This window comes from Fibrobacter sp. UBA3629 (genome assembly GCF_002374005.1).
Classification (GTDB): domain Bacteria; phylum Fibrobacterota; class Fibrobacteria; order Fibrobacterales; family Fibrobacteraceae; genus Fibrobacter.
On the sequence record NZ_DFLC01000022.1, the window covers coordinates 28,764 to 45,925 of the forward strand.

16 protein-coding genes are annotated in these 17,162 nt (G+C 52.6%); 7 read left to right on the plus strand and 9 right to left on the minus strand.

The window, feature by feature from the left end:
* From B2310_RS07435 to B2310_RS07450, 4 genes are all read left to right on the plus strand, one after another.
* Positions 1-552 (plus strand): type I glyceraldehyde-3-phosphate dehydrogenase (locus B2310_RS07435; protein ID WP_414655107.1); only part of this gene is annotated, 552 nt, incomplete at its 5' end.
* Between the two features lie 369 nt (positions 553-921).
* The gene (locus B2310_RS07440) at positions 922-2,391 is read left to right on the plus strand and encodes an anthranilate synthase component I family protein (RefSeq protein WP_290730109.1); all 1,470 of its coding nucleotides are present in this window, start codon (positions 922-924) and stop codon (positions 2,389-2,391) included.
* 1 nt (position 2,392) lies between these two features.
* Positions 2,393-3,988, plus strand: coding sequence for a bifunctional anthranilate synthase component II/anthranilate phosphoribosyltransferase (locus tag B2310_RS07445; RefSeq protein WP_290730112.1), 1,596 nt, complete (start codon positions 2,393-2,395; stop codon positions 3,986-3,988).
* 40 nt (positions 3,989-4,028) lie between these two features.
* A complete protein-coding gene (locus B2310_RS07450; protein ID WP_290730115.1) occupies positions 4,029-5,534 on the plus strand; it encodes a bifunctional indole-3-glycerol phosphate synthase/phosphoribosylanthranilate isomerase in 1,506 nt (501 codons plus the stop codon).
* A 44-nt stretch (positions 5,535-5,578) separates the two neighbouring features.
* On the opposite strand, the gene B2310_RS07455 is transcribed toward B2310_RS07450, so the two are convergent.
* Entirely contained in the window at positions 5,579-6,562 is a 984-nt protein-coding gene (locus tag B2310_RS07455; protein ID WP_290730118.1) for an FISUMP domain-containing protein, read from the minus strand.
* 34 nt (positions 6,563-6,596) lie between these two features.
* On the minus strand, positions 6,597-7,484 hold the full coding sequence (locus B2310_RS07460) for a hypothetical protein (RefSeq protein ID WP_290730121.1): 888 nt from the start codon (positions 7,482-7,484) through the stop codon (positions 6,597-6,599).
* Between the two features lie 546 nt (positions 7,485-8,030).
* On the opposite strand from B2310_RS07460, the gene trpB reads away from it, so the two are divergent.
* Complete coding sequence (gene trpB / locus B2310_RS07465) at positions 8,031-9,305, plus strand: tryptophan synthase subunit beta (RefSeq protein WP_290730124.1); 1,275 nt, start codon at positions 8,031-8,033, stop codon at positions 9,303-9,305.
* Positions 9,306-9,379: 74 nt separating this feature from the next.
* Positions 9,380-10,129: a tryptophan synthase subunit alpha gene (trpA, locus tag B2310_RS07470; RefSeq protein WP_290730126.1), complete on the plus strand. Its 750-nt coding sequence runs from the start codon at positions 9,380-9,382 to the stop codon at positions 10,127-10,129.
* A gap of 99 nt (positions 10,130-10,228) precedes the next feature.
* Here trpA and B2310_RS07475 read toward each other — a convergent pair whose 3' ends face one another.
* Together B2310_RS07475 and B2310_RS07480 are read right to left on the minus strand one after the other, a co-directional pair.
* Positions 10,229-11,494 (minus strand): ammonium transporter, encoded by a 1,266-nt coding sequence (locus B2310_RS07475; protein WP_290727425.1) that lies wholly within the window; start codon positions 11,492-11,494, stop codon positions 10,229-10,231.
* A 57-nt stretch (positions 11,495-11,551) separates the two neighbouring features.
* On the minus strand, positions 11,552-11,893 hold the full coding sequence (locus tag B2310_RS07480; RefSeq protein ID WP_073113603.1) for a P-II family nitrogen regulator: 342 nt from the start codon (positions 11,891-11,893) through the stop codon (positions 11,552-11,554).
* Positions 11,894-12,129: 236 nt separating this feature from the next.
* Between B2310_RS07480 and B2310_RS07485 the strand changes: the two genes are divergently transcribed.
* A complete protein-coding gene (locus B2310_RS07485; RefSeq protein ID WP_290730130.1) occupies positions 12,130-12,567 on the plus strand; it encodes a dUTP diphosphatase in 438 nt (145 codons plus the stop codon).
* On the opposite strand, the gene B2310_RS07490 is transcribed toward B2310_RS07485, so the two are convergent.
* The 5 genes from B2310_RS07490 to B2310_RS07510 all read right to left on the minus strand — a co-directional run bounded on the left by B2310_RS07490 (position 12,564) and on the right by B2310_RS07510 (position 16,951).
* The gene (locus tag B2310_RS07490; protein WP_290730133.1) at positions 12,564-13,844 is read right to left on the minus strand and encodes an ATP-binding protein; all 1,281 of its coding nucleotides are present in this window, start codon (positions 13,842-13,844) and stop codon (positions 12,564-12,566) included. The genes B2310_RS07485 and B2310_RS07490 overlap by 4 nt on opposite strands.
* An 85-nt stretch (positions 13,845-13,929) precedes the next feature.
* Positions 13,930-14,166 (minus strand): DUF2442 domain-containing protein, encoded by a 237-nt coding sequence (locus tag B2310_RS07495; protein ID WP_290730136.1) that lies wholly within the window; start codon positions 14,164-14,166, stop codon positions 13,930-13,932.
* 3 nt (positions 14,167-14,169) lie between these two features.
* On the minus strand, positions 14,170-14,430 hold the full coding sequence (locus B2310_RS07500) for a DUF4160 domain-containing protein (RefSeq protein ID WP_173555229.1): 261 nt from the start codon (positions 14,428-14,430) through the stop codon (positions 14,170-14,172).
* A gap of 132 nt (positions 14,431-14,562) precedes the next feature.
* A complete protein-coding gene (locus B2310_RS07505; RefSeq protein WP_290730139.1) occupies positions 14,563-15,705 on the minus strand; it encodes an LEPR-XLL domain-containing protein in 1,143 nt (380 codons plus the stop codon).
* Positions 15,706-15,820: 115 nt separating this feature from the next.
* The gene (locus B2310_RS07510) at positions 15,821-16,951 is read right to left on the minus strand and encodes an FISUMP domain-containing protein (RefSeq protein WP_290730141.1); all 1,131 of its coding nucleotides are present in this window, start codon (positions 16,949-16,951) and stop codon (positions 15,821-15,823) included.
* Between the last annotated feature and the right edge of the window lie 211 nt (positions 16,952-17,162).

The window sequence follows — 17,162 nt, forward strand, 5'->3', positions numbered from 1 at the left end:
TCCTGCACCACCAACTGCCTCGCCCCGATGTCCAAGGTCCTCAACGACAAGTTCGGCATCAAGCGCGGCCTCATGACCACCGTCCACGCTGCTACTGCTACGCAGAAGACCGTCGACGGCCCGTCCAAGAAGGACTGGCGCGGTGGCCGTGGCATCCTCGAAAACATCATCCCGTCTTCTACGGGTGCTGCCAAGGCCGTGGGCAAGGTTCTCCCGCAGCTCAACGGTAAGCTCACCGGTATGAGCCTCCGCGTTCCGACCTCCGACGTTTCCTTCGTTGACCTCACTGCCGAACTCGAAAAGCCGGCTACCTACGAAGAAATCTGCAAGGCCATGAAGGAAGCTTCTGAAGGCGAACTCAAGGGCATCCTCGGTTACACCGACGAAGCTCTCGTTTCTACCGACTTCCGCAACGACGCTCGCACTTCCATCTTCGACGTCAAGGCTGGCATCCAGCTCGACCCGACCTTCGTGAAGGTTTGCGCCTGGTACGATAACGAATGGGGCTACAGCAACAAGGTTTGCGAAATGGCCCGCGTCATCACCAAGTAATTCTCTAGCGAGTTTTACAGGAAGGCTCCGCTTCGGCGGGGCCTTCTTTATATATTATAGTATCTTATATATATCGATGCGGGTTGAAATTTTTTTCTCTTTTTTTCGGTGCTATCCCTTGCCAACATATGTTTCGTTAGGTATCTTTGTGGCATGATGAACTTTGTGACATGTGCAACTCTCAACCGTCGTTGGTGGCGCGGACTCTGACATAGAGCCCGGTATTTGTCGCAGATCACCCAAGATTTTAAGCAAAGGCTTCCGGACTCGCGGAGGCCTTTCTCTTTTAGCAAAATCGTTGAAATCCTCCGGGACCCAAGCCTTTGCCTACCCGAACACTAGGAAAAAGTTTTAAACCAGAGGATCAAAATGACCAACACATCAAAGTCGCCGAACAAACCGGCCAACCACATCACCCAACAGCCTGGTTACGAACCGCGTACCGATAGCATCTACGTGGCGCTCCCGGGCGAACGTTACACCCCGTTTTCGCTCGGCAAGAAGCTCGGTGCGAAGGCCATCTTTGAATCCGCGAGTTTCTCGCACGGCCGTAGCCGCTACTCTACCTTGATGGTGGACGAGGGCTTCCGTCTGCGCCAGAACGACAACGACGTGAGCATCATCATCGACGGCAAGGAAAGCACCTTCCTCAAGGAAGGCGAGGGAGACATTCTCGACGCCCTCACGCTGATTTCTGCCGAAAATACGGTGCCGCCCAACCAGATCCCGATTCCCTCCTCGGGCGTGGGCTACTTGGGTTACGAATTCTGCGCCCGTTGCGATACCATTCGCCTTGCCCCGCAGGTGGATGAACTCAACATTCCCGAAGCGGAATTTTTGGTGGGCCACATCTACATCGTGTTTGACCACTTTACCGAAAAGCTTCACTTGTTCGCCCTGAACTATGAAGAGCACCAGATTGACTTGAAGGCGGCCATCGAGAACGTGAAAACTCGCCTCGCGGATTTGGACTTCAGTTACCTCGCTCCCGAACCGCAGTACGGCAAGGGCATTACGATGACCGACCTGGAACAGTCCCGCAAGGAATACGTGGAAAAGGTCGAAGCCTTGCAGAAGCATATTGTCGCCGGCAACATCGTGCAGGCCGTGCCTTCCCGCCGCATTCAGTTTGCAAGCGACATCGCGGCGCTCGACATTTACCGCAGGCTCCGCACGGTGAACCCGTCTCCGTATATGTTCTTCCTCGATTACGGTACGCACCAGTTTATCGGTGCCTCGCCGGAGAGCCTCGTGCGCGTACGTGAAGGGATTGCGACGATTCACCCGATTGCTGGTACCCGTCGCCGCGGCAAGGACGATGCCGAAGATGAAGCCCTGATGAAGAACCTGAAGGGCGACCCGAAGGAACGCGCCGAACACCTGATGCTGGTGGACCTGGCCCGTAACGACCTCGGCCGCGTCTGCGAAGCCGGTACGGTGGAAACCACCAAGTACATGGAATGCGAAAAGTTCAGCCACGTGATTCACCTGGTCTCTGACGTGCAGGGCAAGGTTTCCAAGACCAAGAAGGCGATTGAAGTGCTGCGCTCCAGCTTCCCGGCAGGTACGGTGAGCGGTGCCCCGAAAATCAGCGCCATTGAAATTCTTTCGGGCCTCGAAAAGGTCAAGCGTCGCTTCTATGCGGGTGCGGTTGGCTACATGGAATCCGACGGAGATTTGGATTTCTGCATCGCCATCCGTTGCTGCCTCAAGCAGGGCAAGACCATCAGCCTGCAGGCCGGTGGTGGCATTGTCGCGGCCAGCAACGCCGACCGCGAATTTGAAGAAACGAACGAAAAATTGGGTGCCATCCGCGCCGTGCTCGAAGGAGAAAACTAAGATGATCGTCATTATCGATAACTACGACTCTTTTACTTACAACGTCTACCAGGCTTTGGCCAAGATTACCACTGAAGAAATCCGCGTGCTCCGTAGCCGCGAATGTACCATTGCAGACATCGAAAAGCTGAACCCGAGCCGCCTCATCGTGAGCCCGGGCCCCGGCCGCCCCGAAGACGCCGGCATCTCCGTGGAAGCTATCAAGCACTTTGCGGGCAAGCTCCCGATTCTCGGTGTGTGCCTCGGCCACCAGGCTATCGGTTACGCATTCGGTGCAAAGATTGTGCAGGCCAAGTTCATCAAGCACGGCATCGCCGAAGAAATCGACCTCGACGGCAAGGGTCTCTTCCGCACCATCGGCAAGAAGAACATCTTCACGCGTTACCACAGCCTGGTCGTTGACGAAGCGACGCTTTCGCCGGATTTCGAAGTGACCGCCCGCGCCACCGACGGCGACATCATGGGCATCCGCCACAAGACGCTCCCGATTGAAGGCGTGCAGTTCCATCCGGAATCCATTGCCAGCGGCCGCGCCGACGAATTCTTCAAGGCGTTCCTCAACTACCGTTGCGAACCGCTTGACGTGCGTGGAATCTTGAACACGCTTACCGAAGGCAAGGACTTGAGCCGCGAAACCGCCGAAATGTTCATGGAAGACTTGACCGACGGCATTATGGACGAACGCCAGATGGCCGCAATCCTGACGGCACTTTCCAGCAAGGGCCCTGTTGCCGACGAAATCGCCGGCTGCGCGAAGGTGCTCAGCAGCAAGAAGCGCAAGTTCCCCTACAGCGGCGACGAACTCACCGACATCGTGGGGACCGGTGGCGACGGCAAGGGCAGCTTCAACGTGAGCTCGCTCTCCGGCCTGATTGCTGCAAGCTGTGGCGCAAAGATTGCAAAGCACGGCAACCGCGCCGTCTCTAGTAAGTCCGGTGCCGCCGACTTCTATACGGCTGCAGGCTTCAAGCTTGACATGACTCCGGACAAAGCTGCAAGCGTCATCGACAAGACGAACTTCGTGTTCCTGATGGCGCCTGTCTACCACAGCGCCATGCGCTTTGCCGGCCCGGTTCGCGGCGTTCTCGGCGTGAAGACCATCATGAACCTGCTCGGCCCCCTCACGAACCCGGCCGAAGCCAAATACCTGATGCTCGGCGTCTACAGCACGACCGTGCTGGAACCGTTCACCAAGGCGGCGAAGGCCCTCGGCGCGAAGCGCGTGATGGTTGCCATCAGTGACGATGGCTACGACGAAATTTCGCCCTGCGTGCCGACGACCATCGCCGAAATTCTGGAAGATGGCGAGTACAAGACTTACCGCATCGACCCCAAGGACTTCGGCATCCCCTCCGTGGATCCCGAAGACCTCGCCGGCGGTACGGGCGTCGACAACTTCAACCTCGCTCTCGACGTGCTGAACGGCAAGGGCCGCCCGGGCATCAAGTACGCTTGCGCCCTGAACGCCGGTGCCGCCCTTTACATCAGCAAGAAGGCAGCCAGCATCAAGGAAGGCTTCGACAAGGCCATGAAGGCGATGGAAGACGGCTCTGTGCTGAAGAAGATCGAAGAAGTCAAGGTCGAAACAAATTCGTAACAGAGATCCCCGCCTTCGCGGGGATGACAATGGCAGCAAAATGAGTGAAGATATTCTTGCAAAAATCGTGCGCATGCGCAAAGCCGATATCGAGCGGCTTGGGCTTAACTTTGGCATCGACATTCCGGAAAAGCGCCGCGTAGGCCATACGGAATTTCTCGGCAATGCGGGTGCGATTCTCGAAGTCAAGCGCGCATCGCCTTCGAAGGGCGATATCGCTCCAGACTTGGATCCGGTGGCGCTAGCGACGACATACGCCGAAGCGCATGCGCAGGCGGTTTCGGTGCTGACCGAAGGGAATTTTTTCAAGGGGTCGCTCCGCGACTTGATTGCGGTTGCAGACCTGATGGAAATGCGTCGTCAGCAGGGGTTGCATACCTGCGCCGTACTCCGCAAGGATTTCTTGCTGTACGAAGACGAAATCAACATCGCCTACCGTTGCGGCGCCGACGCCGTTTTGCTCATCGCCCGAATTCTCGACGATGCTCAACTCGTGAAGATGGCTAAGCGCGCCCAAAGTCTCGACATGCAGGCTTTTGTAGAAGTCCGTGAAAAGGACGATTTCCGCAAGCTTTCGGTCGTCACAAGCGCGCTCGGGGCAGATGCCGCAAAAACGATTGTCGCAGGCGTGAACTCCCGCGACCTCGCGACGTTCCACACCGATCCGTTGGTGCCTGCGAGCGTCCGCAGTAAACTCCCGGCAAAGGCGGTTTTCGAATCGGGTATCCACACGCCGGCCGACGCCGACTATGCGCGTAGCCTTGGCTTTACGGGAATTCTCGTGGGGGAGGCGGTTGCCAAGAATCCGCCGCTCGCAAAAGAAGTTGTGGCCGCGTTCGAAAGCGGGCGCGAAAATGCTCGTGGCAAGTTCTGGAAAAAATTCGCGGAACGACGCGCTACCCGCCGCCCCCTCGTTAAAATCTGCGGCATCACCCGCGAAGAAGACGGCTTGCTTGCCGCCGAACTCGGAGCCGACATGCTCGGGTTTGTTTTCAGCACCACAAAGCGCCTGACCACCGAAGAATTCGTGCGCAGTTTTAAGGAGAGATTGCTTCGCTCCGCTCGCAATGACAAATCAGAAACCCCGATTCTTGTTGGAGTTATCACAGACCCAGAATCCCCCGAAGGCAAGACCGCCATTAAGCTTGCCCGCGAAGGTGTGCTTGATGCGGTGCAGTTCCACGGCATTACGCCTCCTGCCGACGCCGACTATGCGCATTACTGCGCTGCCCGCGTAGGCGAAACCTCTGACTTCGAACAAGTTTCGGCCCTCCGCTCCCACGGTGAACCCCGCATCTTGCTCGATGCGAAAGTTGAAGGCATTCCCGGCGGCACCGGAAAGACCATTCCCGAAAACCTGCTTCGCGAAAAAGCAGGAGACATCCCGCTCTGGCTTGCCGGCGGAATCACCCCCGAAAATGTCGGCACGATTTGCGAAAAGTTCCGCCCCGAACTTATCGATGTCTCCAGCGGTGTCGAAGACGCTCCCGGAATCAAGGACCCCGAGAAATTGCGGGCGCTGTTTGAAAAGTTGTCGGTCGAATAATTCCGTAATGCAAAGACCCTCCATTGGAGGGTCTTGTAAGTTTATTACTTCAATAATTCCTTTGCCAAGGGCGTCAGAAATTTTTCAGCATCATTGAGCGGGATACAAAAACCGTCAATGTCTTTTGAATCTTTTGACACGCAGACCTGTATTTTCTTGTTGTCGTCCTGCTTGAAGAAAACCCGGTTGTCTTTATCGTTCAGTGCCTTTGCAAAACCCTTGTTGGTGATTTTTGCCTTGACGACAAGGTCTGAATTTTCCAAGCATGTAGGACCTTCGTTATCGTCGGGGCATAAATTCATGCAATCAAATTCCGTTCCGTTGTTCTTGACAACGTAATGCTCTCCTTCATACCCGGAAGCACCCATGTTTGTGCCATTGAAACACGATGTAACACGGCTGTTCTGGAAATCCGCCCACCACTCGGCACGTGCCATAGTCCCGTCGCAATAACCGGATTGACCGCCTTGACAATCAGAGACGCATCGGACTGACATGGCGCCTTTCTTGGAATAATCGGCGTTGCCGAATTTTTTGGAGGATTGACTCCAGAACCAATAATGCGCTTTGCCTTTGTCCTTCTCGGTCCCGGTCCAGAAGTCGGCGCGGACTTCCTTTAATTCAAACTTGCCCTTGGCATTCTTGAATCCTCCGAGGAACTTGGGAATGTGCAGCGCGTCATAGCCTCGCCAGTATTCATGTTCGTTTTCGATGGTGGAACCATTGTCGACTAGCTCTTTCCATTCATCGAATGTTGGAATATGCCAGCCTTCAGGACATGCTTTCTGTGCGGATTCCCAAGTGTACAGGCGACCGAACTGCTCGCAGTTGCTCTCGTCGTTTTCGTAGCAGAAGCTTCCTGGCAATTTTATGTTCATGTTGGCCGTCATCCATGGCTGGAATCGAATCTCTATGGTGCCGTATGTTTTTCCATCCCTGGAATCAGTAAAAGGAACGCCTTCGCCAGTTTGGGCAAAAGCGCCTGCAATAAGTGAAAATACTAGGCAAGTAAGCGATTTTGCGTCCATATAAATCTCTTGTGTTTATCGCCGCGTTGTAGTCTTAGTATTCGATTTCCACACCGAGCATGTCAGAAAGGCATGGGTAGAATTCCTCGTCGTTGTCGACTTGATATTTATGAGGATAGCCGGGCGTTTTCTTCATGTATTTGCTCATGTCATCGGCATTGCACAGGGATTCGGGAATCTGCAGCATCTTGCTTACCTTCTTGAAACTAGATAGACAGGTCTTGCTTCCGGATGTGTAGGTGACCTCTCTCGTAGCGACATTTTCCTTGTCAATGCTCATGGATATCGTTGCCGTCACGGACTTGCCGTTCGCCTTGAACTTGACCGTGTTGCAATCGGATGATGATACGGAATACTCTTCTACATCGTTGTAATCGAGGAGGTCTTCAATATCATATTCAAGGTCTTCTGCCGGGCAATAGTTCTTCTCCATTTCCCAGGACATGGTAAGATTGCTTTTGGAAACATCCAGAACGTAGATTGTCGAGTTGCTTTCTTCGTCTTCTTTATTGTTGTCGCAGTCAATTTCGCCATCTTCGTAGCGGCAGCGTTCCGTAGTTGTTTTCCATGTCCCGAAAATGTTGCCTTTGTTGCCTCCGGCCATTACTTGGCTGCTTTCCGAGTCTTCGGCCTCTTCTCCGTTCCATTCGTAATGCTTGTCGGCTGTGTTGCCGTCCGCGAATACGACTAGCTTGTTTCCGACAAATTTGTAGTGGTACCAGGACGTGTCCACGTTCTCGTCCCAGCGTGTGTTGCTTTCGCTGACATAGCAACGGTCGTGAATGATGCCGAAGGTCTGCTTGTCTTCGTGAAGGATGTATTTGTTTCCGCTAGCTGCCGGAGAACTGCTGCTATCATCGCCACAGGCGACAAACATCATAATCCCTGCAAGGGGAAGCGTGTACTTGAGGGTCGTCTTCATATATTTTGTTTTTTCTTTTTATAGGGTGATTGTTCAAGTATTGAAAATAAACAAAAGTTTACCCGAGCGGAAGCTTTTTTTGCAAAAAAGCTCAAAAATGAGGATTATCACAGTTTTTTTTACAAAAATATGACATTAACCTATTGACAGACAACGAATTAGTATATATATTGCATAACATAAAGATGAAACGGGCAATCCGCTCTGGCCGCTTGCGGCAGGGTTCTCACGAAAAGGGATTCAGGACTTGCCTTTTCATCAAGTGTTTAGTAGAAGGCTTCCTGGTGATGGAAGCCTTCATTTTTTTTGCGCGTTTCCCTTGCCAACATAAGTTTCGGTTTCTAATTTTGAGCACATGAAGATGATTTCTGCAATCCGTTTCAACCGCTGGTGGTGGGGCTCTACGAAATAGAGTCCGGTTTGCTGATTTCATCAAGTGTTTGTAAAAGGCTTTCGGACTCACCGGAAGCCTCTTTTTTTGTCTTCCGGGTGGACCAGAAGCCATAACCATTAACCTCAAGGCGCAAAAGGCGCGACAAAATAAAAATGACATCAACGGTTTCTAACAACGGTTTCTTTGACAAGTTCGGCGGCAAGTACGTTGCCGAAATCATCCGCCGCCCGCTCGACGACCTCGAAGCGGCGTTCAACAAGTACATCCACGATCCGGAATTCCTCGAGGAGTTGCACGTTATCCAGCGCGACTACATTGGCCGCGAGACCCCGCTGTATTACGCTCCGACGGCAACGGAACTGTTGGGTGGCGCTCAGATTTACATCAAGCTCGAAGGCCTCGCCAACACGGGTGCCCACAAGATCAACAACGCCATCGGTCAGTGCTTGCTCGCAAAGAAGATGGGCAAGACCCGCATCATCGCGGAGACGGGTGCCGGCCAGCACGGGCTCGCCACTGCCGCCGCTTGCGCGAAGCTCGGCCTCGAATGTGTGGTGTACATGGGCGAGGTTGACGTGCGCCGCCAGCAGCCGAACGTGGCGACCATGGAAATGTACGGCGCGAAGGTCGTGCCGGTCACGAGCGGTAGCCGCACCTTGAAGGATGCCGTGAACGAGGCGATGCGCGACTGGGCCACGAATTTCAAGAACACTCACTACGTGCTGGGTTCCGCCCTCGGCCCTGCGCCGTTCCCGGATATCGTTCGTACGTTCCAGTCGATTATCGGTGAAGAAGTCAAGCGCCAGGCTGCCGAGCGCAACATCGATATCGCCGCGGTTGTCGCATGCGTGGGTGGCGGAAGCAATTCCATCGGCGTGTTCACTCCGTTCATTAACGATGCGAAAGTGCGCCTGATTGGTGCGGAAGCGGGTGGCATCGGCCCGAACAAGGGTGAAAATGCCGCCCGTATGACGGGTAACGCGAGCCGCGAAGGTATTGTGCAGGGTTACAAGAGCCGCTTCCTCATTGACGAAGACGGCCAGTCCATGCCGACGCGCTCCATTTCGGCAGGTCTTGACTACATGGGAATTGGGCCGCAGCTTGCCGCCCTCGGCGAATCGGGCCGCGTGGAATTCACGGCAATCTTCGACAAGGAAGCTCTCGATGCGGTCAAGTTCTTCGCTCGCAACGAAGGAATCCTCTTCGCCCTCGAAAGTGCGCACGCCGGCGCCGCCGCCATGAAAATCGCGAAGGAATTCCCGAAGGACAAGGCGCTCGTCATCAACATGAGCGGCCGCGGCGACAAGGACATCTTCATCACGAGTCCGGTGTTCCGTCCCGAAAAGTGGAAGGAATTCCTAAAGGCCGAACTCAAGCGCCTCGAAAACAACGAGGACATCCACGACGCAGAAATTATGAACAAATAAAAGGAGATGCCCAGTCATCCTGGAGGCCAAAGGCCGATAGGACCAGGCGGGCATGACAAAACGGGATTATAACTATGAACTTAATGTCTCATCTCATTGCCGGGTTCCCGGACGCAGAAACTTCTATCGCCATCGCCGACGCTCTTGTGAAGGGTGGCGCGAACATCCTTGAAATCCAGCTTGCTTTTAGTGACCCGAGCGCCGACGGTCCCGCCATCCAGACGGCATCGACCATTGCGCTGGGAAAGGGTTATTCCACCAAGCAGGGTCTTGAAATCGTGAAGAAGATTCACGAACGCCACCCCGAAACGCCGATTTACATCATGACTTACGGCTCCCTCGCCTTTACGCCGGGCGTCGAAAATTTCGTCAAGATGTGCAAGGACGCGGGCGTTTCCGCTTGCATCATTCCGGACTTGCCGTTTGATTGCGACGAAGGCCTCACCGAAGCCTGCAAAAAACACGGCCTCGAAAACATCCCGGTGGCGGCACCCAGCATGACCAAGGAACGCCTCGAAACGATGGCATCCAAGGGCTTCAAGTACATCTATGCCGCTCTTCGCGCGGGTACGACCGGCAGCGAAACTACCATTGACCAGGCGACACTCGACTTTATCGACACGGTCGGCAAGGGCGGTGCCAAGGTTCTCGGCGGTTTCGGCATCCGTAACGGCGAACAGTCCAAGGTGCTCAGCAAGCACGTGTATGCCGTGGTTGCAGGCTCCGTGTTCGTGAACATCGTCCTCGCCAACGCAGATACCGCTGAAGGCCGCAAGAAAGCCATCGCCGAAATCGAAGCGAAGGCCCGCGAACTTGTCGGATAAAATCGGAATTCAAACGGTCTCGTTCGAATACTGAATTTGAATCTAAATACAAAACGGCCCCGGCGATTGCCGGGGTCGTTCTTGGTTTTTGGTGGGAGTTTACATGTTGCTGAAGATCTGGAATCCGCTGTAGGATTCTTGTCCGTGTTCGCTTTGGTCGAGGCCGCGGAGTTCTTGCCTTTCCGTGACGCGCAGGCCCATTGTCTTCTTGATGACGAAGAAAATCAAACTAGCGCCGGCGAAGCAGGGCAGGGCGTAGGCGGCAACACCGATGAGCTGCGTGAGCACGCTGTAATCGCCCGTCATGTCAAAGATACCCACGGCAATCGTACCCCACACGCCGTTCACCAGGTGAACAGAGAGAGCACCGACCGGGTCGTCCAAGTGAAGGCGGTCGAACATGAATACTGCGCCGACTACGAGTACGCCAGCGATGGCACCGATAATCCAGGAAGAGAGCGGGGTTACCACGTCTGCACCGGCAGTGATTGCCACGAGGCCGGCAAGGCATCCGTTGAGAGCCATGGTGGCGTCGGGCTTCTTCGAAACAATCCAGCTCGTGAGCGTTGCGGTAATGATACCTGCGACAGCGGCGAGGTTCGTGGTCACGAGAATCCAGCTAGTAGCCTTCGGGTCGCCACTGAGTGCGGAACCTGCGTTGAATCCCCACCAACCGAACCACAGCATGAATACACCGATGGTTGCAAGCGGAATGTTGTGTGCCGGGATGGCGTGTACCTTGCCGTTCACGTACTTGCCGATACGGGGTCCGAGAATCATTACGCCGGCGAGAGCCGCCCAGCCGCCCACGGAGTGCACGAGGGTAGAACCCGCCAGGTCGTGGAAACCAGCCTTGCCGATGGTCGAAAGCCAGCCGCCGCCCCATGTCCAGCTACCCACAATCGGGTAGACGAAAGCCACGTAGACAATGGTGAAGACCAGGAAGGAATTGAGTTTCACACGTTCGGCCACGGCGCCCGAGACAATCGTTGCTGCGGTCGCTGCAAACATTGCCTGGAAAAGCCAGTCTGCAAACAAAGTAAAGTGGCCGTTGTAGGCGGAGGTGAAACTGGCCGGATTCGCCCAGTCGCCAATGCCAAAGCCCGCGAAACCGAGAATCCCGTTGAAGGTTCCCGGATACATGAGGCCGAAGCCTAGCAGGGCGTACATCGTGATGCCTATGGCGGGGACCGCGATGTTCTTGAAGGCGACGTTGGCAGCGCACTTGGCGCGCACGAGGCCCGCTTCAACGCAGGCGAATCCAAGACCCATGATGAACACCAGCATGGCGCTGATCATGATCCAGATGTTTTCTGTCATAAAGATTGCGTCGCTGACAGGTACGACTTGTGTAACTTCGTTCATTCTTTAAATCCTTTTAATAAATCTTTTGTCTGTAGGCGCGGAGCGCCGTTCTTTCGTCTAACCGATTGCCTCCGGCCCTGTTTCTCCGGTGCGGATGCGGATGCACTGTTCGAGCGAGGTGACGAAGATCTTGCCGTCGCCGATTTCGCCGGAGCGCGCGCCCTTGATGATGGCATCGATGCAGGGCTGCACGAATTCATCGTTTACCGCAATCTTGAGGCAAATCTTCTTGAGCAAATTCACCTCGGTCACCACGCCGCGGAAGCGCTGGTTGTAGCCCTTCTGCTGGCCGCAGCCGAGCACGTTGGTAACTGACATCTTGAAAATGTTGTTTTCGTAAAGCGCTTGCTTCACGAGATTCAGTCGTTCGGGTTGGATGTAGGCCGTAACGAGTTTCATTGTTATTGTCCTTGTTTGATTCCAAGGAATTTTGGAATTCATCCCCTCTGTGCAAAGAGCGTGCCAATTTGGATTTTTATGGCAAATTTTTTGAAATTACGGCGTTTTTGCGCAAAAAGACGACCGGTTTCCTTGGATGGCCGAATGAAATTTTCTGAAATTTGTTTTACGGAATTTGAAATTATGGCTGAAATTGTAAAACCTTTCGACTGCAGACAAAAATGTATATTTGGTTTATGGCCTCACAGACGATCAAAATTCAGTATCTTGACGATTCCATTCCGAAACTCACTTACGTCGGCGGCAAGTCCGACTGGATTGACCTCGCGGCGGCGGAGACCGTGACGCTCAAGGCGGGGGAGTTCAGGCTCATTCACCTGGGGGTCGCGATGAAGTTGCCCGAGGGTTTCGAGGCGCATATCGCCCCGCGCAGTTCCACGTTCAAGAACTTCGGCATTCTGCAGGCGAATTCCGTGGGCGTGGTGGATTCAAGCTACTGCGGCGCGAACGACTGGTGGAAAATGCCGGTGTACGCCACTCGCGACGTGACCATCGAGAAGGGGAGCCGCATCGCGCAGTTCCGCATCATGGAGCAGCAGCCCACGCTTACCTTCGAGGAAGGCCCACTTGAAGGCGCCGACCGCGGCGGCTTCGGCAGCACGGGAATCTGTTAAAACTCAATCTTGTCTAGAACAATCTGTTCTGAATCTTGCTGCAAGAACATGACCATGTAGATGGGCAGATACGTCACCTTTCCCTTTCGGGAAACATTGCAGTTTGCAAAGACGAAGCCTTCTTGCATTTGGTATTCGGAATTCGCAAGACAGTTGTTCATGGCGGAATGGATGGTGTAATCCTTGCCGCTTTTCACTTCGATGGGCAATGCTCGGTTGTTGTATTCAATTACAAAATCCAGTTCGCCCAGGCGATTTGAATTGTAATAGTAAAGCCGGAACCCTTTTGAATAGAGTTCCTGAGCAATGGCGTTTTCGTAGATTCCGCCGGCATTCAGGTTCTGATTTTTTGTCAGCAGCATGGACTTCGTGTTCATCCCGTATTCCGAAGTGAGCATGCCGACATCCGCAAGGTAAAGCTTAAACAAACTGCTTTTCTCGTTCAGCTTTAATGGAATTCTCGGTTCGGTGCTGTTGAAAACAGAAAGTGCGACGCCAGCGTTTTTCAGCCAGAGGAATGTGCTTTGTACACGCTCAAAATGGAGCCCTTTTTTCAAGTCCGTCACGATGTACCGACGGTTCTGTTTCAGAAGTTCCGCAGGAATCAGTTCGTAAGCGTTTGTCAGCAACAAACGCTTGTCTTCCGTTTCGTATTGCGTAAAGTCGAGCTTGTACTGACTCAGAATGTCGCGATGGATCCGCATGACATCGTTCAGGTTGCTGTTGTCCGCAAAGTTGCTCACGGCCTCCGGCATGCCGCCCACGATAAGGTAGCGCGTGAACAGGTCCAGCATTTTCTGGTTTACCGCATCCATGACGGGCGTCCGGTTTTCGAAGGACGAGCGCAAACTAGAAATGATGTTGTCATCGATGTTCGTGATTTGCAGGAATTCTTCGAAATCCAGCGGGAACATTTCTACCGTGGTCATGTAGCCCACAGGCGCAGAATCGAGATTCGTCAGCTCCACTCCAAGGAGCGACCCGCTCAGGACATATCGGAAACTCCCTTCTTCTACAAGGAACTTGATTTTGGTAATCATTTCCTTGTATTTCTGGACTTCGTCGATGAAGATGATTGTCTTGCCCTTTTCCAGTTTCTGCGTGCTAAGAGCCGAAAAGCCCAGGACAAGATCATCGACAGTTTGCGTTGCGGCAAGAACATCTACCGCGGCAGGGGTTTCGATGAGGTTTATCTCAAAGAAATCCGCATGTTCTGCTGTCAGTACGTCCCGAATGGCGTGAGTTTTCCCCACCTGGCGGGCCCCTTTGACAAGCAAGGCCTTCTTTTAGCCATTTTGTCAAAAATACAATAAAAATATATAACTTTTTGTCAAAAATACAATATATTTTTTGCTATTTTTGTCAAAAATTAAGGCTCTTGATGAATTCGGGGGCGAAATCGACGCCGTTTGACCATGTAATCGTGTGCGCTTGCAGCGTGAAATCTTTAAAGGTATTGATGTCTGCTAGTTGCTGCACGATGGGTCGGTGGTCCGACTTGATGACGCTTTCGAAATCAGTGACAAAACGGCATCCGTCGTTGAATTCGACGGATATCTTGTAATCGCCAATATATTTTGCGTCAATCACGTGAAGCATAGTCTAGACCAGTGGATCGATTTTCTTGTATTCTCCGGTGTTTGTCAAAGAATTCCAATTATCTAGCAAATCCTGCTTATGAAGAGTTGCCCATTCGACAACAAGACCTTTGACCCTTGCCGGAAGATTGCCTTCCAACATCTCAAATGTAGATAATTCGAAGACACCTTCCAAGTCATTATATATCGCATGGAAGTGTGGAGGCATATGATCGTTGAAGTACATTTGGATGACGATGCCCAAAAAACGGCATAATTCTGGCATTTTTTACTCCTTTCGCCTACAAGCATAAAAAGGCGAGGTTTGTGGTTTAGTGTCTGCGAACAAATATACTTTAATTGCCATGTCAGATTATGACAAAAATGGACTTTTTCGGGGTGCTTGGGCGCGGGGTGGTCAAGGAAACGGGTGCCCTTCCTGGACAAAAGACAATTCGGACACCCCAGAAGGAAGATCACCTATGTTATTATTAAGGGCCGATACCAAGTCTTCTATCTTTACTGATTCAACAGCCTTGAGCACCGTACCCAGAGAAAAATCCTTATTCAGCTTGAATTCCGGGACCTGGACATCGAGTTCACCATCGTTGGTCGACACTTTCAAGACGCCCTCATCGGCCACATAGAACGGGAGATTGGCGATTTCGCCCACCTTGAATTCCAGGTCCACATTCTTGGTCACACCCTCATCAGGCGCATAACTGAGGGTCATGTCCGGTTTTGCTTCGGCATCGGATTCAGTTTCGGAAACAGCGATATTCATGAACTTGGCTGAAGCTTCGGCAATGTCGATGGAGATTTCAAGCTTATTGACCTGCGGCGCAGTGATCTCGAAATCATCGTCGCTATCGAAGAAAGTGCCACTTCCGTCCTTGTCCAATTCAACAGAAATGCTAGCCTGTGCAGCAGCAGAAAGATTGGCAGAACCATCTACCGAAACCTTGCCCCAAGAACCGAGGTCGACACCGAGATTCTCAAGCGACTTAGATTCAGAAAGGTCGATACCGACAGTGAGCCTAGAACCTTCCGCAGAGAACGTGAGTCCCCTGTACTCTTCGCCCTGTTCGCTTTCAAGGAAATTCTTCACATAGGTATCCACAAGCTTCGTAAGGCTAAGCTTGGTGATAGGTTCAACCCCTTGTTCAAGGTTGGCATTCGCCTGCTCGATAGCAGTGCGGGCCATATCCAAGGACTGAGTAAGCACGTCATTTACTTTGTCCGCAATAGTCGTTTTCAGGGTGTCTACACTTTCGCCAAACATTGTGGTAAAGGAGCCGACAGATTCCGCAAGACCAAGTTTAGAAGCATCGAAACCTTCAATGGAATTGACAGCAGCAGACACCTGTTCGCCCATATTCCCAGAGATAGATTCAATCTGTTCCGCATAATCATTCAAGTGCTCTACATCAAATCCAGGATCGGCATCCATCATCAAGCGAGGCTCGAGAGATTCGATCTTGTAATTGTTGCGGGTGGACTTTTTAGCCTTGGGAGCAGACTTCTTGATGTTCTTGTTGTTGGACTTGACATTCTTGGACATGATTTTCGCCTTTTTAGTTAAAACTTTTTGTGTGGAATTTGAAAAAAATTCCATTTGGGATATACAAATTACAGCGCACTTCCAGGTGCGCTGTACTTTGTGTCAAAATTTGTGATTATTCAACCTTCACGCAACGGACGGAGAAGCCATATGTTTTTAAATCCCCATCATCTGGTTGCGGAGCTCGCTCATTTGAGCCAGATACATAGCCACCCGTTGCGTATACAGTCACATCGTAACTATGCTCTTGCGGGTAAAACCAGAAAGCAACCTTTTTAAGAGATTTAAACACACCTCCCTCAGGGTCCCTTAATCCAGCGCCAACTAGGGAGAACCCGGTTGTATTCTTCCCGCTAAAGCCATGCATTGAACGCAAGCCCTTGATGCCATCATCATTTCCTTCGGCTGTACGAACAACAATATAATCTTCATATGTAAAAAGCCTCCAACCATCGGGACAGATTCCCTGGTGGTTCGGCTGAATCAAATCGGCACAACTTTCAGTATTGCAGCGGCTCGGCAACTGCATCATCTCGGCCCACTGGTAGAGGCCACCGAATTCATCGCACTTGGTAGTATCATTGTTGTAGCAGTAGCGCTCAACCTTAGAATCATTATTTTGGTCGTTTTCGCCGAGCACCATCTCGCCGATATTCAAGTTTTCTGCCATAACTGTCACCGACACGTTTCCTGTTCCCGTTAATGGATGTCCCGTTATCGTTATGTAGTAATAGCTACGACCATTGCGCGGATCCGTAAATGTCTTATAACGATTTTCACCAATACGCCAATCTTCTGCTAAAGCATCGGAATGGTCAAACGGCACATATTCACTGCTGCTGGACTGTTGTGTGACGCTACTGGAAGAGGACTTCGCGCTGCTGCTGGATTTCGCAGAACTGCTAGATTTTGCAGAGCTACTCGACTTCGCCGAACTGCTACTCGACAGATCCTCGACCGGAGCCGAGGATGACGAACGCACGGAACTGCTCGAAGCGACGCTGGATGACGAACGCACCGAGCTGCTCGACTTCGGTGCAACGCTGGAAGAAGACGACTTCGCATTGACACTCGAAGATGACTTCGCGCTGAACGAAGAGTTCGACTTTACAGAACTGCTGCTGGCATCGTCGCAGTCCTCGCAGACACTCGACGAGGAATCTTCCCCGGGCCGCACGAAACTGCTCTCGTCGTCATCACAGGCGGCAAGCGCAAGCGTCAATGCAAGAGCAAACACAAGACGCACAGATCCTCGCCGGAGTTTATCCCGGCCTACGTGCCGGGACCCAGATGACTGCAGAAATGCGGTTACCACATGACCAAATGGTGCTTTTCTAATGATAGACATACTCTTCGTTCCTTCTATCCCAAAAAATAGTAAAAATTTTGAACAAATTCCTCCGTGTCTACGCATTCCGGGGGTTGCCGCGCCCGCACGAGGGGGTGACGGAAGACTC